Origin of the sequence: Rhodobacter flavimaris, from assembly GCF_021378075.1 — a bacterium.
Classification (GTDB): Bacteria; Pseudomonadota; Alphaproteobacteria; order Rhodobacterales; family Rhodobacteraceae; genus Rhodobacter; species Rhodobacter flavimaris.
The window spans coordinates 318,586-343,640 of sequence record NZ_JAJUOS010000001.1; the positions used below are offsets into that span (position 1 = coordinate 318,586).

At 64.3% G+C, this 25,055-nt stretch carries 26 protein-coding genes; 18 read left to right on the top strand and 8 right to left on the bottom strand.

What is annotated here, in order from left to right; all coding sequences use genetic code 11:
• Nucleotide 1 precedes the first annotated feature (1 nt).
• From secF to LZA78_RS01630, 7 genes are all read left to right on the top strand, one after another.
• Entirely contained in the window at nt 2-985 is a 984-nt protein-coding gene (gene secF, locus LZA78_RS01600) for a protein translocase subunit SecF (RefSeq protein ID WP_233675198.1), read from the top strand.
• Complete coding sequence (locus LZA78_RS01605; protein WP_233675199.1) at nt 972-1,343, top strand: Mth938-like domain-containing protein; 372 nt, start codon at nt 972-974, stop codon at nt 1,341-1,343. Before secF ends, LZA78_RS01605 begins: the two co-directional genes overlap by 14 nt.
• A complete protein-coding gene (gene ccmA / locus LZA78_RS01610; protein ID WP_233675200.1) occupies nt 1,340-1,972 on the top strand; it encodes a heme ABC exporter ATP-binding protein CcmA in 633 nt (210 codons plus the stop codon). Before LZA78_RS01605 ends, ccmA begins: the two co-directional genes overlap by 4 nt.
• Nucleotides 1,969-2,625, top strand: a complete 657-nt coding sequence (ccmB, locus tag LZA78_RS01615; protein ID WP_233675201.1) for a heme exporter protein CcmB — start codon at nt 1,969-1,971, stop codon at nt 2,623-2,625. Before ccmA ends, ccmB begins: the two co-directional genes overlap by 4 nt.
• 88 nt (nt 2,626-2,713) lie before the next feature.
• Nucleotides 2,714-3,442, top strand: coding sequence for a heme ABC transporter permease (locus LZA78_RS01620; protein WP_233675202.1), 729 nt, complete (start codon nt 2,714-2,716; stop codon nt 3,440-3,442).
• The gene (gene ccmD / locus LZA78_RS01625; protein ID WP_233675203.1) at nt 3,439-3,597 is read left to right on the top strand and encodes a heme exporter protein CcmD; all 159 of its coding nucleotides are present in this window, start codon (nt 3,439-3,441) and stop codon (nt 3,595-3,597) included. The genes LZA78_RS01620 and ccmD overlap by 4 nt, the downstream gene beginning before the upstream one ends.
• A complete protein-coding gene (locus LZA78_RS01630) occupies nt 3,590-4,120 on the top strand; it encodes a DsbE family thiol:disulfide interchange protein (protein WP_233675204.1) in 531 nt (176 codons plus the stop codon). Before ccmD ends, LZA78_RS01630 begins: the two co-directional genes overlap by 8 nt.
• Nucleotides 4,121-4,123: 3 nt before the next feature.
• Here the strand turns inward: LZA78_RS01630 and LZA78_RS01635 are convergent, their stop codons facing one another.
• Nucleotides 4,124-4,300 (bottom strand): hypothetical protein, encoded by a 177-nt coding sequence (locus LZA78_RS01635; protein WP_233675205.1) that lies wholly within the window; start codon nt 4,298-4,300, stop codon nt 4,124-4,126.
• Complete coding sequence (hpt, locus tag LZA78_RS01640) at nt 4,297-4,848, bottom strand: hypoxanthine phosphoribosyltransferase (RefSeq protein ID WP_233675206.1); 552 nt, start codon at nt 4,846-4,848, stop codon at nt 4,297-4,299. Before hpt ends, LZA78_RS01635 begins: the two co-directional genes overlap by 4 nt.
• An 84-nt stretch (nt 4,849-4,932) precedes the next feature.
• Between hpt and LZA78_RS01645 the strand changes: the two genes are divergently transcribed.
• The gene (locus LZA78_RS01645) at nt 4,933-5,394 is read left to right on the top strand and encodes a type II toxin-antitoxin system RatA family toxin (protein ID WP_233675207.1); all 462 of its coding nucleotides are present in this window, start codon (nt 4,933-4,935) and stop codon (nt 5,392-5,394) included.
• 51 nt (nt 5,395-5,445) lie between these two features.
• Here the strand turns inward: LZA78_RS01645 and LZA78_RS01650 are convergent, their stop codons facing one another.
• From LZA78_RS01650 to LZA78_RS01665, 4 genes are all read right to left on the bottom strand, one after another.
• A complete protein-coding gene (locus LZA78_RS01650) occupies nt 5,446-6,624 on the bottom strand; it encodes an ammonium transporter (RefSeq protein WP_233675208.1) in 1,179 nt (392 codons plus the stop codon).
• Nucleotides 6,625-6,783: 159 nt separating this feature from the next.
• Nucleotides 6,784-7,260, bottom strand: coding sequence for a CinA family protein (locus tag LZA78_RS01655; RefSeq protein WP_233675209.1), 477 nt, complete (start codon nt 7,258-7,260; stop codon nt 6,784-6,786).
• On the bottom strand, nt 7,257-7,742 hold the full coding sequence (locus LZA78_RS01660) for a phosphatidylglycerophosphatase A family protein (protein WP_233675210.1): 486 nt from the start codon (nt 7,740-7,742) through the stop codon (nt 7,257-7,259). The genes LZA78_RS01655 and LZA78_RS01660 overlap by 4 nt, the downstream gene beginning before the upstream one ends.
• Nucleotide 7,743: 1 nt before the next feature.
• Nucleotides 7,744-8,883: a bifunctional 2-C-methyl-D-erythritol 4-phosphate cytidylyltransferase/2-C-methyl-D-erythritol 2,4-cyclodiphosphate synthase gene (locus LZA78_RS01665; protein WP_233675211.1), complete on the bottom strand. Its 1,140-nt coding sequence runs from the start codon at nt 8,881-8,883 to the stop codon at nt 7,744-7,746.
• Nucleotides 8,884-9,105: 222 nt separating this feature from the next.
• On the opposite strand from LZA78_RS01665, the gene dusB reads away from it, so the two are divergent.
• The 9 genes from dusB (at nt 9,106) to hflX (ending at nt 20,915) form a co-directional block, all read left to right on the top strand.
• The gene (gene dusB / locus LZA78_RS01670) at nt 9,106-10,080 is read left to right on the top strand and encodes a tRNA dihydrouridine synthase DusB (RefSeq protein ID WP_233675212.1); all 975 of its coding nucleotides are present in this window, start codon (nt 9,106-9,108) and stop codon (nt 10,078-10,080) included.
• Nucleotides 10,077-11,144: a two-component system sensor histidine kinase NtrB gene (locus LZA78_RS01675; RefSeq protein ID WP_233675213.1), complete on the top strand. Its 1,068-nt coding sequence runs from the start codon at nt 10,077-10,079 to the stop codon at nt 11,142-11,144. The genes dusB and LZA78_RS01675 overlap by 4 nt, the downstream gene beginning before the upstream one ends.
• Nucleotides 11,145-11,147: 3 nt before the next feature.
• The gene (locus LZA78_RS01680; RefSeq protein WP_233675214.1) at nt 11,148-12,518 is read left to right on the top strand and encodes a response regulator; all 1,371 of its coding nucleotides are present in this window, start codon (nt 11,148-11,150) and stop codon (nt 12,516-12,518) included.
• Between the two features lie 69 nt (nt 12,519-12,587).
• The gene (locus LZA78_RS01685) at nt 12,588-14,861 is read left to right on the top strand and encodes a sensor histidine kinase NtrY-like (protein WP_255697082.1); all 2,274 of its coding nucleotides are present in this window, start codon (nt 12,588-12,590) and stop codon (nt 14,859-14,861) included.
• A 1-nt stretch (nt 14,862) separates the two neighbouring features.
• On the top strand, nt 14,863-16,269 hold the full coding sequence (ntrX, locus tag LZA78_RS01690; RefSeq protein ID WP_233675216.1) for a nitrogen assimilation response regulator NtrX: 1,407 nt from the start codon (nt 14,863-14,865) through the stop codon (nt 16,267-16,269).
• A gap of 75 nt (nt 16,270-16,344) precedes the next feature.
• Nucleotides 16,345-17,721 carry a Trk system potassium transporter TrkA gene (gene trkA / locus LZA78_RS01695; protein ID WP_233675217.1) on the top strand — a complete coding sequence of 459 codons (1,377 nt, stop codon included), beginning with the start codon at nt 16,345-16,347 and terminating at the stop codon, nt 17,719-17,721.
• Between the two features lie 8 nt (nt 17,722-17,729).
• Complete coding sequence (locus tag LZA78_RS01700) at nt 17,730-19,265, top strand: TrkH family potassium uptake protein (RefSeq protein ID WP_233675218.1); 1,536 nt, start codon at nt 17,730-17,732, stop codon at nt 19,263-19,265.
• A 136-nt stretch (nt 19,266-19,401) separates the two neighbouring features.
• Complete coding sequence (gene hfq, locus LZA78_RS01705; protein WP_107323454.1) at nt 19,402-19,635, top strand: RNA chaperone Hfq; 234 nt, start codon at nt 19,402-19,404, stop codon at nt 19,633-19,635.
• Nucleotides 19,632-20,915, top strand: a complete 1,284-nt coding sequence (gene hflX, locus LZA78_RS01710) for a GTPase HflX (RefSeq protein WP_233675425.1) — start codon at nt 19,632-19,634, stop codon at nt 20,913-20,915. The genes hfq and hflX overlap by 4 nt, the downstream gene beginning before the upstream one ends.
• On the opposite strand, the gene LZA78_RS01715 is transcribed toward hflX, so the two are convergent.
• The gene (locus LZA78_RS01715) at nt 20,916-23,384 is read right to left on the bottom strand and encodes a penicillin acylase family protein (protein ID WP_233675219.1); all 2,469 of its coding nucleotides are present in this window, start codon (nt 23,382-23,384) and stop codon (nt 20,916-20,918) included.
• Between the two features lie 117 nt (nt 23,385-23,501).
• Between LZA78_RS01715 and LZA78_RS01720 the strand changes: the two genes are divergently transcribed.
• The gene (locus LZA78_RS01720) at nt 23,502-24,374 is read left to right on the top strand and encodes an NAD(P)-dependent oxidoreductase (protein WP_233675220.1); all 873 of its coding nucleotides are present in this window, start codon (nt 23,502-23,504) and stop codon (nt 24,372-24,374) included.
• A 41-nt stretch (nt 24,375-24,415) separates the two neighbouring features.
• Here LZA78_RS01720 and ssb read toward each other — a convergent pair whose 3' ends face one another.
• Nucleotides 24,416-24,910 carry a single-stranded DNA-binding protein gene (gene ssb, locus LZA78_RS01725; protein ID WP_233675221.1) on the bottom strand — a complete coding sequence of 165 codons (495 nt, stop codon included), beginning with the start codon at nt 24,908-24,910 and terminating at the stop codon, nt 24,416-24,418.
• Between the last annotated feature and the right edge of the window lie 145 nt (nt 24,911-25,055).

Below are 25,055 nucleotides of genomic sequence, written 5' to 3' on the forward strand. Positions count from 1 at the left end.
CATGGCATTCCGGCTCAAACTCGTTCCCGATCATACCACTTTCGACTTCTTCAAGCACCAGTGGGCAACCTTCGGTTTCTCGGTGGTTCTGGTCGTGGCCTCGGTCATCATCTCGCTCGTGATGGGGCTGAACTTCGGCATCGACTTCAAGGGCGGCACCACGATCCGCACCGAGTCGACGACGCCGCTGGACATCGCGTCCTACCGTGGCGTGCTGCAACCGCTGAACATGGGCGACGTGGCGATCACCGAGGTCTTCGATCCGAACTTCCGCGAGGATCAGCACGTAGCCTCGATCCGCGTGCAGGCGCAGGACGGCGACGAGGCCATCACCCCCGAGGTGATCGGCCAGATCGAAGCCGCGCTTAAAACCGTGGACCCGGAGGTCAAGTTCATCTCGACCGAATCCGTGGGTCCCAAGGTCTCGGGGGAGCTGATCTGGACGGCGATCTGGTCGATCCTGGGCGCGACGGCCGCAATCCTCATCTATGTTTGGCTGCGGTTCGAATGGCAATTTGCAGTCGGCGCCGTCGCGGCGCTTGTACATGACGTGACCGTCACGGTCGGGATCTTCTCGCTCTTCCAGATCAAGTTTGACCTGACGATCATCGCGGCGCTGCTGACGATCCTGGGCTATTCGATCAACGACACCGTCGTCGTGTTCGACCGCCTGCGCGAGAACCTAATCAAGTACAAGACCATGCCGTTGCGCGATGTAATGAACATCTCGGTCAACGAAACGCTTGCGCGTACCGTGATGACCTCCGGCACTACGCTTATCGCTCTGATTGCGCTTTTGATTTTGGGCGGTGACGTGATCCGAGGCTTCGTCTTCGCGATGACCTGGGGTGTGGTCGTCGGCACCTATTCGTCGGTCTATGTCGCCAAGAACATTGTTCTGTTCCTGGGTGTCGACCGCGACAAGAAGCCGGTCGATCCTTCGGCCAAGTTCTTCACCGAAGGGGCTGCCGATGCCGATAACTGAGGCCGAATACGGCGCCTCACTGCCGGTGGATGGCTACGGGCCGGGGTTCTTCCGGGTCGCGGGGCAAGTTCATTGGGGCGGGATCGTCATCGAGGCAGGCAGCGTGACGCCCTGGGCCGGATATGACGAGCGCGCGCCGCTTCTGGCGCTCTCGGGCAAGGTCGACGTGCTTTTCGTGGGCACCGGCCCCGAGATCGCCTTTCTACCAAAGGATTTCGTGCGCGAGCTGGAGGCCGTGGGCGTGATGTGCGAGCCGATGGCAACCCCCTCGGCCGCGCGCACCTACAACGTGCTGCTGTCCGAAGGCCGTCGCGTCGCCGCGGCGCTGATCTCCATGCCCGAGGGCGGTGCCGGATGACCTTGCTGGCCGTCGAGAACCTGACCGTCACGCGCGGCGGCCTGCCCGTGCTTGAGGGGCTGAGCTTCACCTTGGCCGCCGGACATGCGCTGGTTCTGCGTGGCCCTAACGGCATCGGCAAGACGACGCTGCTGCGCACCCTTGCTGGGCTGCAACCGGCGCTGACCGGCACGATCTCGATCCCGCCCGAGTCGATGGCCTATGCGGCCCATGCCGACGGGCTGAAATCCACCCTGAGCGTGACCGAGAACCTGCGCTTCTGGGCCTCGGTCTATGGCACTGGCCCGATCGACAGTGCGCTTGACCGGATGAACCTGCGCCAACTGGCCGAGCGCCCGGCGATGAGCCTCTCGGCCGGGCAGAAGCGCCGTCTGGGGCTTGCGCGCCTTCTGGTAACGGGGCGCCCGGTCTGGGTGCTGGATGAACCGACCGTGTCGCTTGACGCGGCCTCGGTTGCGCTGTTTGCCGATGCCGTGCGCAGCCACCTGGCTAAGGGCGGTGCTGCGCTGATGGCCACCCATATCGACCTTGGGCTGCATGAGGCCGCAGTGCTGGATCTGGCCCCCTTCAAGGCACTTCCCCCCGAGGAAGGCGGCTACAAGGGATCGTTTGACGAGGCTTTCTCATGATCGCGCTGTTGCTACGGGATTTGCGGCTTGCGGTGCGGGCAGGGGGCGGGTTTGGCCTTGGTCTTGCGTTCTTCCTGATCGTGGTGACGCTGGTGCCCTTCGGGGTAGGCCCCGAGGGCGACGTGCTCTCGCGTATCGCGACCGGCGTGCTGTGGCTTGGCGCGCTGCTCGCCTGCCTGCTCTCGCTCGACCGGATCTTCGCGCTTGATTTCGAGGATGGCTCGCTGGATCTTCTGGCCACCGCCCCGGTTCCTCTGGAGGGCGTAGTGTCTATCAAGGCGCTGGCGCACTGGATCACCACGGGCCTGCCGCTGGTTCTTGCGGCGCCGGTCTTCGGCGTGCTGCTGCACCTGCCGGGGCCTGCCTATTTCTGGCTGGTGGTGTCGCTGATCCTTGGCACGCCCGCCCTGTCGGTGCTGGGGGCTTTCGGCGCGGCGCTGACGGTAGGCCTCAAGCGCGGCGGGCTGTTGCTGTCGCTGCTCGTGCTGCCGCTATACGTGCCAACGCTGATTTTCGGCGCCGAGCTGGTCAAGCGCGGCGCCTCGGGCATGGATACGCAGATGCCGCTCTTGATGCTGGCGGGGATCACCGCTGCGACCATCGCAGTGGTGCCTTTTGCCTCGGCCGCAGCGATCCGGGTGAATCTTCGCTAGCTTGACCCTCGTCAATCTGCCGCGTTGTATTTCGTGGCAAACGCAATAGTGACTTGAGCGCGAACGAACAGGAAAGTAGCAAAACCCAATGTCGATCTGGGAATACGCCAACCCCGTCAAATTCATGAAGACCTCGTCTTTCCTCCTGCCATGGGTGACGGGTCTTGCCGTGGTATGCCTTGCGGTGGGGCTTTACTGGGGCTTCTTCCTGACCCCCGAGGCCGAGAACTTCAAGCAATCCGTCAAGGTGATCTACGTCCACGTGCCCTCGGCGATGATGGCGATCAACATCTGGGCGATGATGCTGGTGACCTCGCTGATCTGGCTGATCCGGCGTCACCACGTGTCGGCCCTGGCGGCCAAGGCGGCGGCACCCATCGGCCTTGTGATGACCTTCATCGCGCTGGTCACCGGTGCGATCTGGGGCCAGCCGATGTGGGGCACCTGGTGGGAGTGGGACCCGCGTCTGACCTCGTTCCTGATCCTGTTCCTGTTCTACCTGGGCTACATCGCGCTGTGGGAAGCGATTGACAATCCTGACACCGCCGCCGATCTGACCGGCGTGCTGTGCCTTGTGGGTTCGGTCTTCGCAATCCTCAGCCGCTACGCGGTGAACTTCTGGAACCAGGGGCTGCATCAGGGGGCGACGCTCTCGCTCGACAAGGAAGAGAATATCTCGGACATCTACTGGTTCCCGCTTTTGCTATGCATCGCCGGGTTCATCCTGTTCTTCGTCGCGCTGGTGCTGCTGCGCACCCGCACCGAGATCCGCGCGCGCCGCCTGAAGGCGCTTGAGCAGAGGGAGCGCATGGCATGATGCCGGATCTGGGCAAATACGCTGGCACCGTGATCTTTTCGTATGTCGGGACGATCGTTCCGATGGTGCTGCTGGTGGCGCTGACCCTGTGGAAGGGCGCCAAGGTCAAACAGGCGCTCAAGCGTCAGGAAGAACGGATGAAGAAAGATGGCTAAGCCATTGATGTTTCTGCCGCCGGTGATCTTCGCGGCGCTCGCCGGCATGTTTGTATGGGGCATGAGCCGCGAAGACCCCAAGCAGCTGCCGACCGCGCTTGCCGGCAAGGACGCGCCGCCCGTGCAGTTGACGCCGATGGCGGGTTTTGAGCCCTTCACCGATGCCGACCTGCGCGATGGCGAGATCAAGCTTGTGAACTTCTGGGCCTCGTGGTGCGCGCCCTGCCGGGTTGAGCATCCGAATCTCGAGGCGCTGTCGAAGGATGGCGTGACGGTTCTGGGCGTGAACTACAAGGACGAGCCCGGCAATGCCGTTGGCTTCCTGGAAGAGCTTGGCAACCCTTACGCCCGCATCGGCGCGGACCGCGCGGGCCGCATGGCGCTCGACTGGGGTGTCTATGGCGTGCCCGAGACCTTCGTGGTCGATGGCGAGGGTAAGGTGATCTTCCGCTTTGCAGGCCCCGTCACGCAGCGCGTGATCGACGAGCGTCTTGCACCCCTTCTGGCGGGCGAGGGCGAGTAAGCTTCAGGGCAGGTGGCGCGGCGCACGTTCCATCTGCGCCCATTCCGGCCATAGCCCGGCCCATTCCAGACCGACGATCGCGATGACGATCAGCGCGACCGCCAGAACGATCCTGAGCCTGCGCATAGAGGGCGGGTGCCGAACCCAGTTCGACATCCGCACCAGCCAGATCAGGTTCATGCCTTGGCGTCGTCAGTGAAAGTGACCTTGCCGATGAACGGCAGGTTGCGGTGGCCCTGCGCGAAATCGAGACCGTAGCCCACGACGAACTCATCGGGAATCTCAAAGCCGGTCCAGGTGGCGCGGACCTCGACCTCGCGCCGCGAGGGCTTGTCGAGCATGGCGCAGCACTCGATCCGGCGCGGGCCGCGGTCGCGCAGCAGTTCCATCACCTTCGAGATCGTGTGGCCAGTATCGACGATATCCTCGACCACTAGCACGTCGCGCCCGCCGATATTGCCACGCAGGTCTTTCAGGATGCGCACCTCGCGCGATGAGGTCGTCTCGTTGCCGTAGCTAGACGCTTCAAGGAAATCGACTTCGCAGGGCAGGTCGATCTCGCGGATGAGGTCGGCGATGAACACGAAGGAGCCGCGCAGCAGGCCCACGACGACCAGACGGTCGGTTCCCTTGAAGCTTTGCGTGATTTCCTCGGCCAGCGCCTCGACGCGCGCGGCTATGCGCTTGGCGGAGATCATCTGATCAATCACATAGGGGCGTTGCGACATCCGGTAACTCCTCGGATCGGGGCCTTGAACACTTGCCCGCTTTATCGCAACAAGGGGCGAAAGGAAACCTTGGGAAGGAGCGTCATGCCGACACATTCCGAAAAGCGCGTCATGCCTTATTCGGCGCGCCAGATGTATGATCTGGTTTCGGATGTGGCTCGCTACCCGGAGTTCCTGCCGTGGAACTCGGCTGCGCGCGTGCGCTCGCGCAAACCGGGGCCCGAGCCGGGGTCGGAGGTGATCGAGGCCGATCTGGTGATCTCGTTCAAGGTGTTCCGCGAACGCTTCGGCTCGCGCGCGACGCTGCACCCCGAAGAGAACCGCGTCGAGGTCGAATATCTCGATGGGCCGTTCAAATACCTCAAGAGCTGGTGGCAATTCGCCGACCGACCCGAGGGCGGCTGCAACGTCGAGTTCTTCGTGGATTTCGAATTCCGCAACGCGATCCTGCAAAAGGTCATCGGCGTGGTTTTCGACGAGGCGATGCGCCGCATCGTGCGGGCCTTCGAAGAGCGCGCCATATCGCTGTACGGCAAGGAGGCCTGAGCCCCCTGCCAGCAAAAAGGCCGCCCGGTGGGCGGCCTTCTTCATTTCAGATCACGAGTTCATATCGTAGGCGCGCTCGCCATGGGTTGAAAGGTCGAGACCGTTCGTCTCGGCTTCCTTGTCCACGCGCATCGGGAAGACCAGCGCCACGCCCTTGGCGATGACCCAGGTCAGCGCCAGCGTATAGACTCCAACCACCACCAGTGCGCCAAGTTGCGCGACATAGCTGCCATGGCCGAACACGGCGACCATGATGGTGCCGAAGATGCCGCCCACGCCATGCACGGCGAAAACGTCGAGGGTGTCGTCGATGCGGATACGCTCGCGGATCATGACGACCGCCTCCTGGCACAGGATGCCCGCGACGGTGCCAATGGCCAGCGCCTCCAGCGGGCCGACAAAGCCCGAGGCCGGCGTGATCGAGGCAAGGCCCGCGATGGTGCCGGTCACGATGCCCACCAGCGACGAGCGACCGAACTTGATGCGTTCCCACGCCGCCCAGCTAAGCGAGGCCGCCGCCGCCGAGATATGCGTCACAGTGATCGCCATCGCAGCACCACCGTCGGCCGCAAGCTGCGAGCCGCCATTGAAGCCGAACCAGCCGACCCAGAGCAACCCCGCACCCATGGCAACCATGCCGGGGTTATGAGGCGGGGTGGTGCGGTGGCGGCGCGGGCCGATCATGATGGCCAGCAGCAGCGCGGCCAGCGCGGCGGTCTCGTGCACGACGATGCCGCCCGCGAAATCGCGCGTGCCGACCTCGCCCCAGATACCGCCATCCGACATGATGCCGCCGCCCCAGATCCAATGCGTCACCGGCGCGTAGACCAGCAGCATCCACAGCGCCGAGAACAGCATCACGAAGGAGAAGTTCACACGCTCGACAAAGGCGCCGATGATCAGCGCGGGGGTGATGATCGCGAAGGTCATCTGGAAGGCGAAAAATAGGATCTCGGGCAGGGTGCCCTTGAGCGTGTCAGGGCCGACACCCAGCATCCCGAAGCGCGCAAGCCCGCCCCACCAGCCATTCGCCTCGCCAAAGGCGATGGAATAGCCGCCAAGCAGCCATAGCACGCTCATCAGTGCAGCCAGGCCGAAGCACTGCATGAAGATCGAGAGCACGTTGCGCGCGCGCACCAGCCCCCCGTAGAACAGCGCCAGCCCCGGCAGCGTCATCAACAGCACAAGCGCCGTCGCCACCATGATCCAGGCGGTATCAGCCCCATTCATCCCCGAATCCTCCTTAATTCGTCCTTGAAGGCGCAGGAGCATGTCGACGCAGTTCAGAAAAGAGGCATTGCCCGCGTTGAGGTGCGTAAAATTAATGCATTGCCAGCAATGCCTATGGATTAGGCGCTTAGTGCTGGCCAATGATAAATTATAGGCAGCTTACGAATCCTGCTTCAGCGCGGCAGCAAGCAGACCAAGCGCGTGATTTCGCGCCGCAAGGCGCACATTCGCCCGCCCAAGCGCGCCGAATTCGATGGTCTCGACGCGGGTCGGGTGACCCCGTAGCGCCAGCCCGAAACAGACGCGACCCTCGGGTTTGAACTCGGAGCCACCGGGGCCAGCGATGCCGGTAATCGATACGGCCAAATCCGCTTGCGAGTGAAACAGCGCGCCTTCCGCCATCTCGCGCGCGACCTCCTCGGAGACCGCACCATAGGCCGTCAGGCTGGCCTCGGTCACGCCGAGCATCTCTTGCTTAGCGAGGTTCGAGTAGGTGACAAAGCCGCGTTCGAACACGTCGGAAGAGCCTGGGATGTCGGTCAGGGCGGCGGCGACCATGCCTCCGGTGCAGCTTTCGGCAGTGGCGATGCGCAGCCCCTTGGCGCGGGCGGCGGCAAGGATCTGCTCGGGGGTCATCGCAGCATCACCCCGTGATAGAGCCCCGCCAGAACCAGCGTCACGAGGCCCGCGAAAAGGCCCGCCCAGAGGTCGTCAAGCATTACGCCCGCCGCATCGCCGCGCCGGTCGGCGCGCCCGACCAACCAGGGCTTGGTGATGTCAAAGAGGCGAAACAGTGCGAAGGCCGCCACGGCGCCGGGCCAGACCATCGGCATATCGCGCATCCAGAACCCCGCCGCCGGAAAGAGCAAGGCAAGCCACTGGCCCGCGACCTCGTCGATCACGATTTCCGAGGGGTCCTCGCCGGGCCGGTCGCGCAGTTCCTCGCCGACGGTATAAAAGCCAAGCGCCGTCACCGCGATGGTGGCGACGACGAGAGGGATGAAGCCCAGGTAGCGCTCGATCCCCCAGCCCACGGCCAGCGCCGCCAGCGACCCCCAGGTGCCCGGCGCGGGACGCAGCAGCCCGGTATAGAAGAAGGTGTTGATGAAGCGCAGCATCTCAGTCTCCGATCAGGGTCGCGGTGGCGATCGCGGCGATACCCTCTTCGCGGCCGGTGAACCCAAGCCGCTCGGAAGTGGTGGCCTTGACCGAGATCCGCTCGGGCGGCAGGCCCATGATCCGCGCAAGCTCGGCGGCCATTGCCAGTGCGTGGGGGCCGATTTTGGGCCGCTCGCAGATCAGCGTAACGTCGGCGTTCGAAATCCGATAGCCCTTGGAGGCCGCCAGCTTCACCGCATGATCAAGGAAGATCCATGAGGCCGCACCTTTCCACTGCGGGTCCGAGGGCGGAAAGTGGCGCCCGATATCGCCCTCGGCCAGCGCGCCGTAGATCGCGTCGGTCAGTGCGTGCATCCCGACATCGGCGTCGGAATGGCCGAGCAAGCCCTTGGAATGCGGAACCTTGACCCCGCAGAGGATAACATGGTCGCCATCGCAAAAGGCGTGGACATCGTAGCCATTGCCCAAACGGACATCCATGGCGCGCTCCTTTCGTGACCGAAGAACCGCCGCGGCGCGGGTGAAATCTTCGGGGTAGGTGATCTTGAGATTGTCTTCCGAGCCCGCAACGATCCGCACCGGCAGGCCAGCCGCGCGCGCGACCTCGACATCGTCGGCGGCGTCGCCACCATGGGCGCGATGCGCAGCGAGAATGTCGTCAAATCGGAAGCCCTGCGGGGTTTGCGCGCGCCACAGCCCTTCGCGCGACTGGGTGCCAGCGACCTCGCCATCAGCGCCACGCCAGAGCGCGTCGGAGACTGGCAGCGCGGGCGCGGCGGCGGGGGCAGCATCCAGTGCCGCCAGCACGCGGTCAACGACCTCGGCCGAGATTAGCGGACGCGCGCCATCGTGGATCAGAACCTTGCCGATTCCGCCGCCATCCAGCGCCTCAAGCGCGTTGCGAACACTCTCGGCCCGGCTGGCGCCCCCGGCGACCAGCGTGACGCCGCCCCCAAGCAGTGCAAGGCCGCGCGCCATGTCATCGGGATGCAGCACGACCACGATGCGCCCGACGCCCGCAAAGGCCGCGACGGTATGCGCCAGCACGGGGCGGCCAAGCAAGTCGCGCCATTGTTTGGGCTCATCGCCCCCGGCGCGGGTGCCGCGGCCAGCTGCCACGATAATCACTGCAACCGACATCGTGCCTCCTCGGTGCGGTCGGGAATTCTTGCCTCAGGCTTAGGTCATGCGCGCGTTTGGTGCAATCCGCGCCTTGCATGGCAGCTTTGTGACAGAAACAGAGGGTGTTGTGCACAATAATTAAGCGAATGCGTATTTATGACGCCTTTTTCATTCGGTCAGAATTGTGATTCCCCGGCAGAGCCTATAGTCCGAAGCTGTTCCAGACGACAGGAAGCGCTTGTGAGCATCGCTATTGATCAATGCCGCCTCGATCCGCCGGTGCTGCTGGCGCCGATGGCCGGTATCACCGATTTGCCGTTCCGCCGCATGGTGGCGCGTTTCGGCGCGGGTCTTGTCGTGTCTGAGATGGTCGCCTCGGGCGAGATGCTGACGGCCAAGCCCTCGGTCCGGGCCAAGGCGCGTAGCGAGCTGGGGCTGGACTTGCCTTGTTCGGTGCAGCTTGCCGGGCGCGAGGCCGAGCCAATGGCCGAGGCCGCGCGCATCGTGGCCGACATGGGCGCGAAAATCATCGACATCAACATGGGCTGCCCGGCGAAGAAGGTAACTGGCGGGGCCTCGGGCGCGGCGCTGATGCGTGACCCCGATCACGCCCTGCGCCTGATTGATGCAGTCGCCGGGGCGGTCGAGGTGCCGGTCACGCTCAAGATGCGGCTTGGCTGGGACGACGAGAACCGCAACGCCGCCACGATCGCGCGCCGTGCGGAAAACGCGGGCGTGCGGATGATCGTCATTCACGGCCGCACCCGGATGCAGTTCTATCGCGGCGAGGCCGACTGGAGCGCGATCAGTGAGGTGGTCGACGCCGTTAAGGTGCCGGTGATCGCCAATGGCGACATCGTCGACACCGCAAGCGCGCGCACGGCCCTTGCCCAAAGCGGGGCCGCGGGCGTGATGGTCGGGCGCGGAGCGCAGGGCGCTCCCTGGCGACTCGCGCAAATCGCGCATGACATTCATGGCACGGCTGCGCCGAAGATCCCGATGGGCAACGCCCTCGTCGATCTGATTTCCGAGCATTACGAGGCCATGCTGGCCTTCTACGGGCGCGATATCGGGCTGCGCCTCGCGCGCAAGCATCTGGGCTGGTACGCCGACCAGGCCGAGGCGCCGCTGCGCGCCGAGATGATGGTGTCGCAAAGCCCCGAGGCGACGCTTGCGCTGATCCGTGCGGCTTTCGGCGAAAGGTATGCGGCATGAACCTGCCTCCTCCCGGTATCATCTGGAACTCGCTGCCCATTCCGGCGCTGCTGATCGACGAATCCGATCGCGTGGCCGAGGTGAACCCGGCGGCCGAGCTGTTCCTGAACCTCTCGGCACGCTCGCTGCGTGGGCAATCGGTGCTGGAACGCCTCGCAATCGCCGCGCCGCTTGAGGAGATCTTTGCGCGGGTACGCAAGAATCGCGCCTCGTTATTCGTTAACGATGTGGACGTGACCACGGGCGAGAAGGCCCCGGTGCAGTGCAACCTTCAGGTCGCGCCCATCGGGGAAGACCCGAACACAATGCTGATGCTGATCAGCCCACGCGAGATTGCCGACCGCTTGGGCCGGGCGAGCATGGTGAAATCGGCGGCACGTTCGGCCATCGGCATGGCGGAAATGCTGGCGCATGAGATCAAGAACCCGCTTGCCGGGATCGCGGGCGCGGCACAGCTGCTTAGCATGAGCCTGTCGGGCGAAGACCTCGAACTGACCGACCTGATCGTGGACGAGACCCGGCGCATCGTGAAGCTGCTGGAGCAGGTCGAGCAGTTCGGCAACGTGCGCCCGCCGGAAAAGAAGGCGGTCAATATCCACGATATCCTCGACCGCGCGCGCAAGTCGGCCGCCGTGGGCTTTGGCGCGCATATGACGATCATCGAGGATTACGATCCCTCGCTGCCCTCGACGCTTGGCGATGCAGATCAGCTGACGCAGGTCTTCCTGAACCTGCTCAAGAACGCAGCCGAGGCTGCCAAGGGCTCGGGCGTCATTCGTATTCACACGTTCTATGATCTTTCCCTGCGCCTGCGCCGCGCCGATGGCGGCGGCCAGTCGGTGCCGTTGCAGGTCGAGATCATCGACGACGGCCCCGGCATTCCGCCCGATATCGCGAACTCGATCTTCGAGCCCTTCGTGTCGGGCCGTGAGAACGGCACCGGGCTTGGCCTCGCGCTTGTTTCAAAAATCATTTCCGAACACGACGGCTGGATCAGCCTAGATTCCGTGCCTGGCCGGACCGTGTTCCGCGTTTCACTGCCTGTCGCGCCGAAGGAGACCTGACCGATGGACGGCACCGTTCTTGTTGCTGATGACGACCGCACGATCCGCACCGTGCTTACACAGGCCTTGACCCGCGCGGGCTGCAAGGTTCACGCGACCGCCTCGCTGGTGACGCTGATGCGTTGGGTCGAGGAGGGGAAGGGCGATCTCGTCATCTCGGACGTCATGATGCCCGACGGAAACGGGCTAGAGGCCCTGCCGCGCATCGCGCAGGAGCGTCCGGGCCTTCCGGTGATCGTGATCTCGGCGCAGAACACGATCATGACGGCGATCCAGGCGGCCGAGGCCGACGCATATGACTACCTGCCCAAGCCCTTCGATCTGCCCGACCTGATGAAACGCGCTGCCCGCGCGCTGGATCAAAAGCGCAAGGCACAGGTCGTCAGCAAGGCTGTCGAGCCCCGCACAGAAGGCGGCGATCTGCCGCTGGTGGGGCGCACCGCCGGGATGCAGGCGCTCTATCGCCTTGTAGCGCGGGTGATGAATGCCGACCTGCCGGTTCTTATCCTGGGCGAAAGCGGCACGGGCAAATCGCTGATCGCTCGCGCCATCCATGACTTTTCGGACCGCCGCACGCTGCCCTTCGTGGTCGCGCAGGCCGCCGATCTTCAGGGTGCCGATGGCCCCTCGACGCTGCTTGCCAAGGCCAAGGGTGGCAGCCTCGTGTTCGATGAGGTCGGCGATTACGACGAAGAGACACAGGGCCGCATCGTGCGGATGCTCGACGCGCTGCCCGACTCCGCGCCGCGTATCATGGCGACGACGCAGGTTGATCTCGGCGCGCTGATGGAGGCCGGCAAGTTCCGCCAGGACCTGTTCTATCGCATCGGCGGCGTGACGCTTGCGGTTCCGAGCCTGCGCGAGCGGGTCGAGGATATCCCGCTGCTGGCGGAACACTTCCTGGCCCGTGCCGAGCGCGACGGGCTTGGGGTGCGGCGCTTCTCGTCCGAGGCGATGGCGCTGGTGCGCGCCTATGCCTGGCCGGGCAACGTGCGCCAGCTGGAAAACACCATCCGGCGCCTGATCGTGACCTCGTCCGAGGAAGAGATCACCCGCGCCGAGGTTGAGTTCGTCTTGGGCAATCAGCCCGCGATCGAACCGCTGCGTCAGGGCGGCGAGGGTGAGAAGCTGTCGGCATCGATCGCGCGGCACCTGCGGCGCTACTTCGATCTGCATGGCGGCAACCTTCCCGCGCCGGGCCTATATGACCGGATCCTGCGCGAAATGGAGGCTCCGCTGATCGAAATCGCGCTGGATGCAACGGGCGGGAATCAGGCCAGATGTGCCGATCTTCTCGGCATCAACCGCAATACTTTGCGCAAGAAGATCACGGATCTGGATATTCAGGTGACACGCCGCCGCAAGCTGATGTAAACCTGCAACAGGGATTTGTGGCAGTTCCGCCTGTCGGATTCGACGCAAATCCATGGACCGGGGGAAGTCTTGCGAACCGTCGCGCATCGTACCGCATGGGATCAGCTTGTGCGCCTCAGGCGTCAACGGCGTTTTCAGAACGCGGTGACGCTTGGGCTGGTCGTGCTGGGGCCGGTGCTGGCGCTGGCGACCTTCTTCGTGATGGGGCCGATGGGGCAGGGCGCGGATTCGACCGCGCTGCGACTGATCCTGCTGGCGGATTTCATCTACTTCCTGCTGCTTGCGGGCCTGATCGTGATGCGGCTGGTGCAGATGCTGGCGGCACGGCGGGCGCGCACCTCGGGCTCGCGGCTCACACTGCGGCTGACGGGGGTCTTCGCGGGGATCGCGCTGGTTCCGACCGTGCTGGTCGCGCTTTTCGCGGGCCTGACGGTGAATATCGGCCTTGAGGGCTGGTTCTCGGATCGCGTGCGCGAAGTGGTCGGCACCTCGCTGACCGCCGCCGAGGCCTATCAGGAGGAACACCGCCACGATCTCGTGCAGGATGCCGAGGCGCTGGCCGTTTTCCTCAACCAGCGTCGGCAGTCCGCGACCTTCATGTCCGACGGCGATCTGCGCGAACTGCTCGTCGCGGGCCAAAGCGCGATCCAGCGCGGCCTGAAAGAGGCCTATATCATCGACGGCGCGGGCGAGATCGTCGCGCGCGGTGAGCGCAGCTACCTCTTTGACTTCGAGAAACCCGAGCCAGAACGACTGGTAGAGTCACAGAAGAACGCCGTCGTGCTGATCGAGGACTGGGACAACAGCGAGTTTCGCGCGCTGATCCAGTTGAGCGCCTTCGTGGACCGCTACCTTTACGTGTCACGCACGGTGGACGGCGATATCCTCTCGCTGCTCGACAACACGCGCGAAACGGTGCGGCTGTACCAGCAACTTGAGGCCACCCGCGGACGGGTGCTGTTCGAATTCGGCCTCGTCTATATCGGTTTCGCGCTGATCCTGATCCTGGCGGCGGTCTGGCTTGGCCTGTGGTTCGCCGAGCGCCTCTCGCGCCCGATCGGGCGCCTTGCGGCGGCCGCCGAGCGGGTCGGCGCGGGCGACCTGGATGCGCAGGTGATCGAAGCCGACGGCGACGACGAGATCGCAACGCTCGGCGCGGCCTTCAACCGCATGACGCGGCAACTCAAGGGACAGCGCACCGCACTGGTCGAAAACCACCGCGCGACCGAGGAAAGCAGACGCCTGTTCGACTCGGTTCTGTCCTCGGTGACCTCTGGGGTCATCGGGCTGGATGCCGACGGGCGGGTGGATTTCATCAACCGCTCGGCCCTGCGCCTGCTGGAGATGTCGCAATCCGAGGATCATGACCGCACATTGGCCGAAGCTGTGCCTGAGTTCGCATATCTTTTCAATCGCTTGCGGGATGGAATTCAGGAAGTGGTGCAGGAAGAGGTGCGCGTGTCACGCAGCGGTCGTCTGGAAAGCCTGCTGGTGCGCGTGGCAGTTCGGCGCGGTGACGATGGCGCGCCCGAGGGTTACGTGGTGGCCTTCGATGACGTGACCGAACTGGTCTCGGCGCAGCGTATGGCCGCCTGGGGCGATGTCGCGCGCCGCATCGCGCATGAGATCAAGAACCCGCTGACGCCGATTCAGCTGTCGGCCGAGCGTATCAAGCGAAAGTTCGGGCGCATGACCGAGGGCGAGGATGCAGAGGCCCTCGATCAGCTGACCGGCGTGATCATTCGGCAAACCAATGACTTGCGGCGCATTGTTGATGAGTTCACTCGCTTCGCGCGGATGCCCGAGCCCGACCGGCGCGATCACGATCTGGCGCTTTTGATGCGCGACGCGGTGCTGCTGCAAGATGGCGCGTTGCACGGTGCGCGGCTGGTTGCCGATCTTCCGCAAGAACCGGTCATCGTTGAACTTGACGCGACGATGATCTCTCAGGCCGTTACGAACCTGATCAAGAACGCCGGGGAAGCGATTGAAAGCTTTTACGAAAAAGGCGCGCCAGAAGGCTACAATCCCGAAGTGCGGGTGAGTATGGAAGCCACGCCCGCGCAGGTCACCATCCGCATCGCCGATAACGGCATCGGCCTGCCGCCCGAGCGCGCGCGCCTGTTCGAGCCCTACGTGACGACGCGCGCGAAAGGCACCGGGCTGGGGCTTTCCATCGTCAAGAAGATCATCGAAGAACACGGAGGGACGCTTGTCCTGACCGATGCGCCCACGTTTTCCGAGGGTGCTCATCCCGGCGCGCTTGCCGAAATACGTCTGCCGCGCGCCCGTGCGGCCAATAGATCCATCAAGGAGCGGGGAATCGAGCCCCCGGTTAATTGAGATGACTGACATTCTGATTGTTGATGACGAAAAAGACATTCGCGAATTGATCGCGGACATCCTGAAAGACGAGGGCTTCGCCACCCGCATGGCGGCGAACTCCGACGAATGCATGGAGGCGATCAATTCCGAGGCGCCGGCGCTGATGATCCTCGACATCTGGCTCAAGGACAGCCGGATGGACGGGATCGACATTCTCAAGACGGTCAAGCGCGACAATCCTGATATCCCAATCATCATCATCTCTGGTCATGGCAATATCGAGATTGCCGTCGCTGCAATCAAGCAGGGCGCCTATGACTTCATCGAGAAGCCCTTCAATATCGACCAGTTGATGGTCGTGATCTCGCGCGCGATGGAGACTTCGCGACTGCGGCGTGAAAACTCCAGCCTGCGCAGGCGCGATTTGCACTCGGGCGAGATGCTCGGGAATTCGGTGGCGTTTCGCAAGCTCAAGGACCAGCTCGACAAGGTCACCAAGTCGAACGGGCGGATCATGCTGACCGGCGAGCCGGGCTCGGGCAAGGAAACGGCGGCGCGCTATATTCACCAGCACTCGAACCGCGCCGCGGCGCCCTTCGTGACGGTCAATTCCGCCTCGATCGCGCCCGAGCGGATGGAAGAGGTGCTGTTTGGCCGCGAAACCTCGGAGCGCGGGATCGAAAAGGGGTTGCTCGAACAGGCCCATGGCGGCGTGATCTATTTCGACGAAGTGGCCGAGATGCCCTTGGGCACGCAGTCCAAGATCCTGCGCGTACTGACCGATCAGCAATTTCTGCGCGTCGGCGGCTCGGACAAGGTGCGGGTCGATCTGCGCGTCGTCAGCTCGACCACCCGCGATCTGGGCGCCGAGATTGCCGCCGGGCGCTTCCGGCAAGAGCTTTATGACCGGTTGAACGTTGTGCCGATCCCGGTGCCGTCGCTAGCCGAACGGCGCGAGGATGTGCCGCTTCTGTCCGAGCATTTCATCGAGGCGTTCAACCGAACCCAGGGCCTGCCGCTGCGCGAGCTGTCGGAAGATGCGATGGCGATGATGCAGACGATGGAATGGCCGGGCAACATCCGCCAGCTGCGCAACGTGATCGAGCGCGTGCTGATCCTGGGCGAAGGCTCTGGCCCGATCGATGCGCGCGAATTACCGGGCGAAAGCGCCCCGGCCGACGAGGGGCGCATCGTCTTGGGCGGCCAGTTGGCGACCCTGCCGCTGCGCGAGGCGCGCGAGCTGTTCGAACGCGAATACCTGCTCACCCAGATCAACCGTTTCGGCGGCAATATCTCGCGCACCGCGAATTTCGTCGGCATGGAGCGTTCGGCCCTGCATCGCAAGCTCAAGTCGCTTGGGGTGGTCACGCAGACCAAGGCGGGCGCGCGCGTGGCCACGATTGACGGGACCGAGGATGACTTCTGATCCCTGCCGGGGCGGCAAGATTGACCGCCCCGGGCCGGGAGAATAGAACGAACCGGGGCAGCGCGGAGAATTGCCATGAAGGTTATCATTTGCGGCGCGGGTCAGGTTGGCTGGCAGATCGCGCGGCATCTGGCAGGCGAGCGCAACGATGTGACCATCGTCGACTCGAACCCCGAACTAGTCCGTCGCGCCTCGGATACGCTGGACGTTCAAGGCGTTGTGGGCTTTGCCTCGCATCCCGATGTGCTTGAGCGCGCAGGCGCCCGCGACTGCGACCTGCTGATCGCCGCGACCCATTCCGACGAGGTGAACATGGTCACCTGTCAGGTCGCGCAATCGGTCTTTGGCATTACCCGCAAGATCGCCCGCATCCGCGCGCAGGCCTATCTCGCGCCGCAATATTCCGACCTTTACCGGCGCGATCACCTGCCGATCGACGTCATCATCAGCCCCGAGCGCGAGGTCGCCGAAGCGGCGCTGCAACGCCTCGCCGCGCCGACGACCTTCGATACCGAAAGCTTCATGGGTGGGCGGATCCAACTGCTTGGGATCGTGCTGGACGAGGATTGCCCCGTCCTGAACACCGCGCTGCGGCAGTTGACCGAGCTGTTCTCGACCCTGCGCGCGTTGGTTGTCGGTGTGCGCCGCGAGGGGCGCCTGTTCGCGCCCGAGCCGGGCGATCAGCTGTTCGCCGATGACCAGATCTATGTCTTCGCGCATAACGAGGATGTCTCGCGCACGCTCGAGATCTTCGGCAAGGGCTCGAAAAAGCAAGAGCGCGTCGTGATCATCGGCGGCGGCAACGTCGGTCTGGGCGTCGCCCGCGCGCTTGAGGCCCGCACCGACCGAATCCGCGCCAAGGTGATCGAGCGCAGCCGCGTTCAGGCCGAAAAGGCCGCCGATGCGCTGGAGCGCACCATCGTTCTGAACGGCGACGGGATGAGCTCGGAACTTCTGGAAGAGGCCAATATCGAGCGCGCCGACGCAGTTCTGGCCGTCACCGACGACGACAAAACCAACATCCTTGTTGCCGTGCGCGCCAAGCAGGCGGGCTGTAAGATGGCGATCAGCCTTGTGAACGACCCGACGCTGGTGCCGCTGATGGCGCCCCTGGATATCGACGCCTATATCAACCCGCGCGCCACCACCGTGTCGTCGATCCTGCGGCACATCCGTCTGGGCCGGGTGCGCGCGATCTACTCGATCGGCGATGCCGAGGCCGAAGTGATCGAGGCGCAGGTCATGGGAACCTCGCCGCTGGCCGGGCGCATGGTGCGCGACATCGAATTCCCCGAAGGCGTTCTTCTGGGCGCGGTCATGAAGGGCGAGAAGGTTATCAAGCCCTCGGGTGACACCAAGATCGAAGAGGGCGACGTGATCGTTCTCTTCGTGCTGGCCGCCGATATCCCCGAGGTGGAGCGCCTGCTGCAAGTCTCCATCGACTTCTTCTGAGGTCGGCCATGCTGGACCGCGCGCTGCGCCAGTTTCAGGATCTGCCGCTGATCGTCATACTGATGGGGATCGGCGCCGTTGCGATGATCCTGCCCTCGGTGCATGCCTATATCGTGAGTGACTATCACACCTCGCGCACATTCCTGTATTCCGCGCTGCTGTTCCTGGTGCTCGCGGGTCTTCTGGGATTGGCCTCGGTCGCGAACCCGCGCGGCCAGCAGGGGCGCAGCCATCTGCTTGCGATGCTCGCGGCATTTACAGTGCTTCCGATCCAGCTTGCGGTACCGTTCAATGAATCCGTTGCCGACACCGGTCTGTTCAACGCCTGGTGGGAGATGGTGTCGTCTCTGACGACCACGGGCGGCACTCTTTACCTGCCTGATCGTCTTGCGCCCTCTGTCCACCTGTGGCGCGCCGAGGTGGGCTGGCTTGGCGGTTTCTTCATGCTGGTGATGGCGATTGCCGTTCTGGCACCGATGCGCCTAGGCGGGTTCGAGGTGTTCTTTTCCGGCGGGGCAAGTGGTGGCCCGATGCCGACGGCCTCGGCGCATGATGGCAGCGCGGATGCAGGTGAGCGGATCATCTATTACACGCTGCGGCTGTTCCCGGCCTATCTGGGGCTGACCCTGATGCTGTGGCTCTCGCTTCTGGTCGCGGGGGATGAACCGCTGGTGGCGCTGTGCCATGCGATGTCCACGCTTTCGACCTCGGGGATTTCGCCGATTGCCGGGGTAGGGGCTGCGCCCTCGGGCCTTGTGGGCGAGCTTCTGATTTTCGTGTTCCTCATCCCGGCGCTGTCGCGGCGCTTCTGGCCCGGCGGGGGTGAGCTGCGCGCGACCGAGCGGTTGCGCGATGACCCCGAGCTGCGTCTTGCCGCGGGCCTCGTCGTGCTGGTGCCCGCGGTCCTATTCGTGCGTCACTGGATCGCCGCTCTGGATGTGGCGACGCCCGCGGCGACGCTCGGGCCGATCATCAAGTCGATCTGGGGGGGCATGTTCACTTCGCTTTCCTTCCTGACGACGACAGGATTTGAAAGCGGTGTCTGGGATGATGCTCGCGCTTGGTCGGGCCTTGGAACGCCGGGCCTGATCCTGGCGGGGCTGGCGATTACCGGCGGCGGGGTTGCGACCACTGCGGGTGGCGTGCGCCTGCTTCGGGTCTATGCGCTATTGCGGCACGGCGAGCGGGAACTCGACAAGCTTGTGCATCCGGCCTCGATCGCGGGCGGCGGCGATATCGCGCGGCGACTGCGGCGCGAGGGCGCCTATATCGCCTGGATTTTCTTCATGCTGTTCGCCATGTCCATCGCGGTCGTGATGATGGCCGTGTCGCTGACCGGCCTGACGTTCGAGCCCGCCACGATCCTGTCTATTGCCGCACTGTCGAACACTGGTCCGCTGGCGGCCGTGGCAGCCGATACCCCGCTTTTCTGGGCTGATCTGAGCGATTCCACCCGCCTGATTCTGGCCTTCGCCATGGTTCTGGGGCGGCTCGAGACGCTCGCGATCATTGCACTCTTCAACCCCGAACTTTGGCGCGGCTGAGCGTCGCAGAACGCGAATTCGGCGATAGGTCCGTAACGGACTGTTTTTAGGGGTGGAATCTATCCATTTCTTTCGCATACTGAGCAAACGGAGTGCTAGGCATCCAGACGCGCGACAGAACAAAGGCATAATAAGAATGGCAGCCGATAAACAGAACCTGCAGGACGCTTTCCTCAATCACGTTCGCAAGACCAAGGTTCCGGTAACGATTTTCCTTATCAACGGGGTTAAACTTCAGGGCGTGATCACTTGGTTTGACAATTTCTGCGTGCTCCTGCGCCGCGACGGCCAGAGCCAGCTTGTCTACAAACACGCGATTTCGACGATCATGCCGGGTCAGCCGATCTCCCTCTATGAGGGCGAAGACTGAGCGACCCGATCTTCCAGCGTGAGCGGCCCACGCGGGCCTATATCTTGCATCCGGACCTGAAGGCCGCGGATGCAAGACGCATGCCCGAACACCGCCTGGCCGAGGCGGTGTCGCTGGCGGCGGCCCTTCCCAATATCGAGGTTGTGGGTTCGGAAGTCGTGCGCCTGCCCAAACCGCATGCCGGGCATCTGTTCGGCACCGGCAAACTGGCCGAGCTGAAAGAACGGCTGGATGAGGGCGAGGTCGATCTTGTGCTGGTCGATGGCCCCGTCAGCCCGGTGCAGCAGCGCAACCTTGAAAAGGAGTGGGGCGTCAAGCTGCTCGACCGCACCGGCCTTATCCTTGAGATTTTCGCGGATCGCGCGCGCACCCGTGAAGGTGTGCTGCAAGTCGAACTCGCGGCGCTCAGCTATCAGCGCACGCGCCTCGTGCGCGCCTGGACCCACCTAGAGCGTCAGCGCGGCGGCCTTGGCTTTGTCGGCGGCCCCGGCGAAACCCAGATCGAGGCCGACCGCCGCGCTATTGACGATCAGGTCATCCGCATCAAGCGCCAGCTCTCGAAAGTCGTTAAAACGCGCGAGCTGCACCGTGCCGCGCGCCGCAAGGTGCCGTTCCCCATTGTCGCGCTTGTGGGCTACACGAACGCGGGAAAATCCACACTTTTCAACCGCATGACCGGCGCCGATGTGATGGCCAAGGACATGCTGTTTGCCACGCTCGACCCGACGATGCGGGGCATCACCCTGCCATCGGGTCGAAAGGTGATCCTGTCGGATACGGTGGGCTTCATCTCGGATCTGCCGCACGAGTTGGTCGCTGCCTTCCGCGCGACGCTGGAAGAGGTGCTGGAAGCCGATCTGATCTTGCATGTGCGCGACATCGCCCACCCCGAGACGGAGGAGCAGGCCGCCGATGTGGGCGAGATCCTCGAATCCCTAGGCGTGGAAGAGGACGTTCCGCTGCTTGAGGTCTGGAACAAGATCGACGCGCTTTCGCCCCAGATGCGCGAGGCGCTACTGGTGCAAGACGCGCGCCGCAGCGACATTCAGGCGGTTTCAGCGATCACGGGCGAGGGGCTGGACGCCCTGCTTGCGGCCATCGAAGCGCGCTTGGGCGAGGAACGCTACGACGAGATCCTAGTCTTGCCCTTTGAACGCGGACGCGCCCGCGCCTGGCTGCATGAGCAGAACGTGGTGCGCGCCGAGTCCGAGACGGAAGAGGGTTGGCAGCTTGAGGTGAACTGGTCCTCAAGCCAGCGCCATCGCTTCAAGTCGCTCTGATCACTCTGCCGGGGCTGCGGGTTCAAGCCGGGTAATGCCGGCCGCCGCCGCACGCGCCAGTTCGGGATCAAGCGACATCGGGATATACTCGCCCCGGCGCCATAGGACCGACAGATCGTCATAATGGCGGCTGAGCGGATGGCCCGATTGCCCCGTCGCGATCACGAAGACCGAGCTGTCGGGGTCGGCGAAGTCATAGACCCCCCGGAAGCCCGCCGCATGGACGTTGGCAAAGGGATTCGGCTCGGTCCCCTTGGTCATGCCGCGCATCAGGGTGAAATCGCCGCCTGAGGTTGACTGGCGGATATTCGTTACCCAGCCAAGCAGCGGCGCACGCCCCAGAACCTGATGATCCTGCAAGGCCTCGTGCGCATCGCCCCAACGCCAGCTTTCCACCTTGGTGCCGTATTTCGCACGCAACTCCAGCAGCGCGTCGTCCAGCGCCATGCGGGCGATATCGGTGCAGGTCTCGACCGGGGCCGATTGCATGACATCGCACCAGCGGCCCGCACCATCGGTGTTGCGGAAGACGCGCTCGATGAAAAGCGGCTCAAGCTGCGTGAACTCGGTGGAGAGCGGCCCAAGCTCGTCGCGGATCAGGCGGTTTTGCAGCGCGCGCATCCAGGCCGCGTAGATCAGCGGTTCGGGCAGGTGTTCGTTCATCTCGCCATCCCAGGCGGCCAGCAGTTCCAGCGCACGCTGGCGCATCCGCTCGGGCGTGCCGTCCGGGGCCGGAGCGCCGGTGAACCACAGATCGGCACCGACCAGCGGCAGCAGACCGCGCGCGGCAGGCGAGACGGTATCGAGCTGCGCGGCGATGAAGCTTTCGCGCGAATGGACCTCGCGCTCGCCCATCAGGCGGGTCAGGCGGAGCACGCGCTGGCTGTCGCCCCAGTCATACGAGACATGGCGCGGGAACGGGCGATCAACCGTCTTGTTGTTGGTGTTGATGACGATCCCGCCCTCGGGGTTGAGGAAATGCGGGTTGTCGTCATAGGGTAGGAAACCGGTCCAGCGGTTCGCCGCTTCCCAACCAGCCGACGGCATCCGCCCTTGCGTTGCGTGGCCCGGATCGCGCGCAGGCAGCCGCCCGATCGTGACCATGCCGACGCTGGTCTGGTCGGCCAGGATCAGGTTCTGCGCGGGCGCGATGTAGCGCTCACCGGCCGTTGCGGCCTCGGACACCGAGCGCGCGCGCATCAACGCAAGCCCCGCGCTCATCGAACTGTCCTGCCGCGACAGCGCCGCCCAGTTGAGCGAGACGACATGGCCCGGTGGCGTCACGCTGGCCAGGTTGAAATGACCGCCGGGCAGAACGGGGCCGTTTTCCGTCCAGCGCAGGGTCAGGGTGACCGGATCGGCATCCTTGACCTGAATGATCGCACGTCGCGTTGCGAACGCCTTCCAGCCCTCCGGGGTGCGATACCGCTCGGGGTCGGCAGGGTTCAGTTCCTCGATATACAGATCGAGCGTGTCGGCATAGGCCGAGGTGATGCCCCAGCCAAGCTCGGAATTGCGCCCCGTCAGCACCAGCGGAATGCCTGGAATGGTGCCGCCGATGACCCCGCCCGAAGCAAGCTCGACCCGCGCGAGATACCAGACCGAGGGCGCGGTCAGCCCAAGATGCGGGTCATTGGCCAGAAGCGAGCCGCCCGCTGCCGAGCGTTCAGGCGCGGCGGCGAAAGCGTTGGATGCCCCGGCGAAATGGCGCGGCGGGAAGGGCGACATGGCCTCGGGCGCGGCCAGGGCGGTCTGGACATTGCGCGGCACGGTCGGGAAGAGCGCGGCATAGCTGGGCAGGGCGGCCACACCTTGCCCCGGCATGTCAGGCATGATGTCGCGGGTCCAGTCCTGTCCAAGCATCGAGACGCGGGCGCGTAGCACCTCTTCGTTGAACTGGGTTTCCACCTGCACCGACAAAAGCTTGAGAATCGCGAGCGAATCCGCCGGGGTCCAATAGGCGATCGGCGCATCGAAGAGGAAAAACTCAGGTGCGCCCCGGCCGCGGGCGCCTTCGTTGACCAGCTCGATCCACTGGTTGACGCCCGCCGAATAGGCCTCCAGCGCGGCCAGAGTGTCCGCATCCTGCGCCGAAACGGACTCGAGTGCCGCGCTGTAAAGGTCAAGGCGACGCATCAGCTCGTCCGTCTTCAGCGTATCGGCGCCGAAAACCTCGGACAGGCGGCCCTGCACGGTGCGGCGCATCACCGTCATTTGCCACAGGCGGTCCTCGGCATGGGCGAGACCAAGCGCGAAGAAGACATCGTGATCGGTGGCGCCAAAGATATGCGGCACATCCTCGGTCGAGCGCACGATTTCAACCGGCGCCGAGATGCCCTCGACCGGGTAGGTCGCGTTGTAATCGGGCAGCGAGCGCGAGGCGAAATACCAGATGAAGAAGCCCCCGATCATGACCGAAAGCAGCGCGGTCGAGACGATGCGAACCATCCATCTGAACAGGGTGAACATGGCGCGTTCCGGGGCAAGATCAATCGGGCAGGCCGGACACCGCAGTTGACGGCGCAGGCCCCAGCGTTACTAAGTCAGGCTAAGCGAATGTTCAACGCGGATAACGGAGGGGTGACTATGGCGAAAATTGCGTTTCTTGGGCTCGGGGTGATGGGGTTCCCGATGGCTGGTCACCTTGCGGCGAAGGGTCATGACGTGACGGTTTACAACCGCACCGCCGCCAAGGCCGAGGCGTGGGTGCGCCATCACAAGGGCGAATGGGCGGCCACGCCGGCCGATGCGGCGCGCGATTGCGATTTCGTGATGGCCTGCGTGGGCAATGACGACGATCTGCGCGCGGTCTGCCTTGGCGAAAACGGCGCTTTTGCCGGGATGAAGAAGGGCGCGATCTTCGTCGATCACACCACGGTCTCGGCGGCCGTGACGCGCGAACTGTCGGCGGCTGCCTCTGGCGCCGGGCTGGGGTTTGTCGATGCGCCGGTCTCCGGCGGGCAGGCGGGGGCCGAAAATGGCGTGCTGTCGGTGATGTGCGGCGGCGCGGCCGATGACTACGCCAAAGCCGAGCCGGTGATCGCGGCCTATGCCAAGATTTGCCGCCGTTTGGGCGAGTCGGGCGCGGGCCAGATGACCAAGATGTGCAACCAGATCGCGATTGCGGGCCTTGTGCAGGGTCTGGCCGAAAGCCTGCACTTCGCCGAAAAGGCGGGGCTGTCAATCTCGGACGTGGTCGAGGTGATCAGCCAGGGGGCCGCCGGTTCGTGGCAGATGGCTAACCGCTACAAGACGATGGAGGCCGACCGATACGATTTCGGTTTCGCCGTTGACTGGATGCGCAAGGATCTGGGGATCTGCCTCGACACCGCCAATGAAACCGGGGCGAGCCTGCCGGTGACCGCGCTGGTCGATCAGTTCTACAAGGATGTGCAGAAGATGGGCGGCGCGCGTTGGGATACGTCGTCGCTGCTGGCACGGCTGCGCAAGCTCGACTGAGACGAAAAGGGGCCCCGCGGGGCCCCTTTGAATTCCAGCGATCAGAACGGGATTTCGTCGTCGAAATCCGAGCGGCCACCGCCCGACGACCCACCCGACGAGCCGCCATAGGACGGGCCGTCGTCATAGCCGCCGCCCTGGCCACCGCCATAGGAGCCGCCGCCTTGGCTGCCACCGCCGCTGTCGCGGCCATCCAGAAGGGTCAGGTTGCCGCTGAACGGGCGCAGCACGACTTCGGTCGTGTAGCGATCCTGGCCGCTCTGGTCCTGCCATTTGCGGGTCTCAAGCTGGCCCTCGATATACACCTTCGAGCCCTTGCGCAGATACTGCTCGGCGATTTTCGCCAGCGGTTCGGAGAAGATGGCGACCGAATGCCACTCGGTGCGTTCCTTGCGCTCACCCGAGTTGCGGTCACGCCAGGTCTCGGACGTCGCGATGCGCAGGTTACACACCTTGCCACCGTTCGCGAAGCTGCGCACCTCGGGGTCGCGGCCCAGATTTCCCACCAGAATGACCTTGTTGACGCTGCCGGCCATGAATTCCTCCGCCTTGGTGGCCGCGTCCCTGTAGGCGCGGCGATTCTGATTTGTCCCAAAAGGGTATAGAGCATGGTCCGCCCGATCAGAAGAGGCGGGTGAACCTGTGGCGCCTTGATCGCGTATGTGTCCTCGGCAAGCCGTC

Bases quoted from the DNA above. Each gene is read 5' to 3' on its own strand.
- LZA78_RS01720 (WP_233675220.1), top strand. From the start codon at position 23,502: ATGGCGAAAATTGCGTTTCTTGGGCTCGGGGTGATGGGGTTCCCGATG.
- hpt (WP_233675206.1), bottom strand. From the start codon at position 4,848: ATGTCGCAACGCCCCTATGTGATTGATCAGATGATCTCCGCCAAGCGC.
- LZA78_RS01700 (WP_233675218.1), top strand. From the start codon at position 17,730: ATGCTGGACCGCGCGCTGCGCCAGTTTCAGGATCTGCCGCTGATCGTC.
- LZA78_RS01630 (WP_233675204.1), top strand. From the start codon at position 3,590: ATGGCTAAGCCATTGATGTTTCTGCCGCCGGTGATCTTCGCGGCGCTC.
- LZA78_RS01620 (WP_233675202.1), top strand. From the start codon at position 2,714: ATGTCGATCTGGGAATACGCCAACCCCGTCAAATTCATGAAGACCTCG.
- LZA78_RS01605 (WP_233675199.1), top strand. From the start codon at position 972: ATGCCGATAACTGAGGCCGAATACGGCGCCTCACTGCCGGTGGATGGC.
- ccmD (WP_233675203.1), top strand. From the start codon at position 3,439: ATGATGCCGGATCTGGGCAAATACGCTGGCACCGTGATCTTTTCGTAT.
- ntrX (WP_233675216.1), top strand. From the start codon at position 14,863: ATGACTGACATTCTGATTGTTGATGACGAAAAAGACATTCGCGAATTG.
- trkA (WP_233675217.1), top strand. From the start codon at position 16,345: ATGAAGGTTATCATTTGCGGCGCGGGTCAGGTTGGCTGGCAGATCGCG.
- LZA78_RS01650 (WP_233675208.1), bottom strand. From the start codon at position 6,624: ATGAATGGGGCTGATACCGCCTGGATCATGGTGGCGACGGCGCTTGTG.
- ssb (WP_233675221.1), bottom strand. From the start codon at position 24,910: ATGGCCGGCAGCGTCAACAAGGTCATTCTGGTGGGAAATCTGGGCCGC.
- LZA78_RS01675 (WP_233675213.1), top strand. From the start codon at position 10,077: ATGAACCTGCCTCCTCCCGGTATCATCTGGAACTCGCTGCCCATTCCG.
- LZA78_RS01645 (WP_233675207.1), top strand. From the start codon at position 4,933: ATGCCGACACATTCCGAAAAGCGCGTCATGCCTTATTCGGCGCGCCAG.
- secF (WP_233675198.1), top strand. From the start codon at position 2: ATGGCATTCCGGCTCAAACTCGTTCCCGATCATACCACTTTCGACTTC.
- LZA78_RS01665 (WP_233675211.1), bottom strand. From the start codon at position 8,883: ATGTCGGTTGCAGTGATTATCGTGGCAGCTGGCCGCGGCACCCGCGCC.
- ccmB (WP_233675201.1), top strand. From the start codon at position 1,969: ATGATCGCGCTGTTGCTACGGGATTTGCGGCTTGCGGTGCGGGCAGGG.
- LZA78_RS01715 (WP_233675219.1), bottom strand. From the start codon at position 23,384: ATGTTCACCCTGTTCAGATGGATGGTTCGCATCGTCTCGACCGCGCTG.
- ccmA (WP_233675200.1), top strand. From the start codon at position 1,340: ATGACCTTGCTGGCCGTCGAGAACCTGACCGTCACGCGCGGCGGCCTG.
- LZA78_RS01635 (WP_233675205.1), bottom strand. From the start codon at position 4,300: ATGAACCTGATCTGGCTGGTGCGGATGTCGAACTGGGTTCGGCACCCG.
- LZA78_RS01680 (WP_233675214.1), top strand. From the start codon at position 11,148: ATGGACGGCACCGTTCTTGTTGCTGATGACGACCGCACGATCCGCACC.
- LZA78_RS01660 (WP_233675210.1), bottom strand. From the start codon at position 7,742: ATGCTGCGCTTCATCAACACCTTCTTCTATACCGGGCTGCTGCGTCCC.
- LZA78_RS01655 (WP_233675209.1), bottom strand. From the start codon at position 7,260: ATGACCCCCGAGCAGATCCTTGCCGCCGCCCGCGCCAAGGGGCTGCGC.
- hfq (WP_107323454.1), top strand. From the start codon at position 19,402: ATGGCAGCCGATAAACAGAACCTGCAGGACGCTTTCCTCAATCACGTT.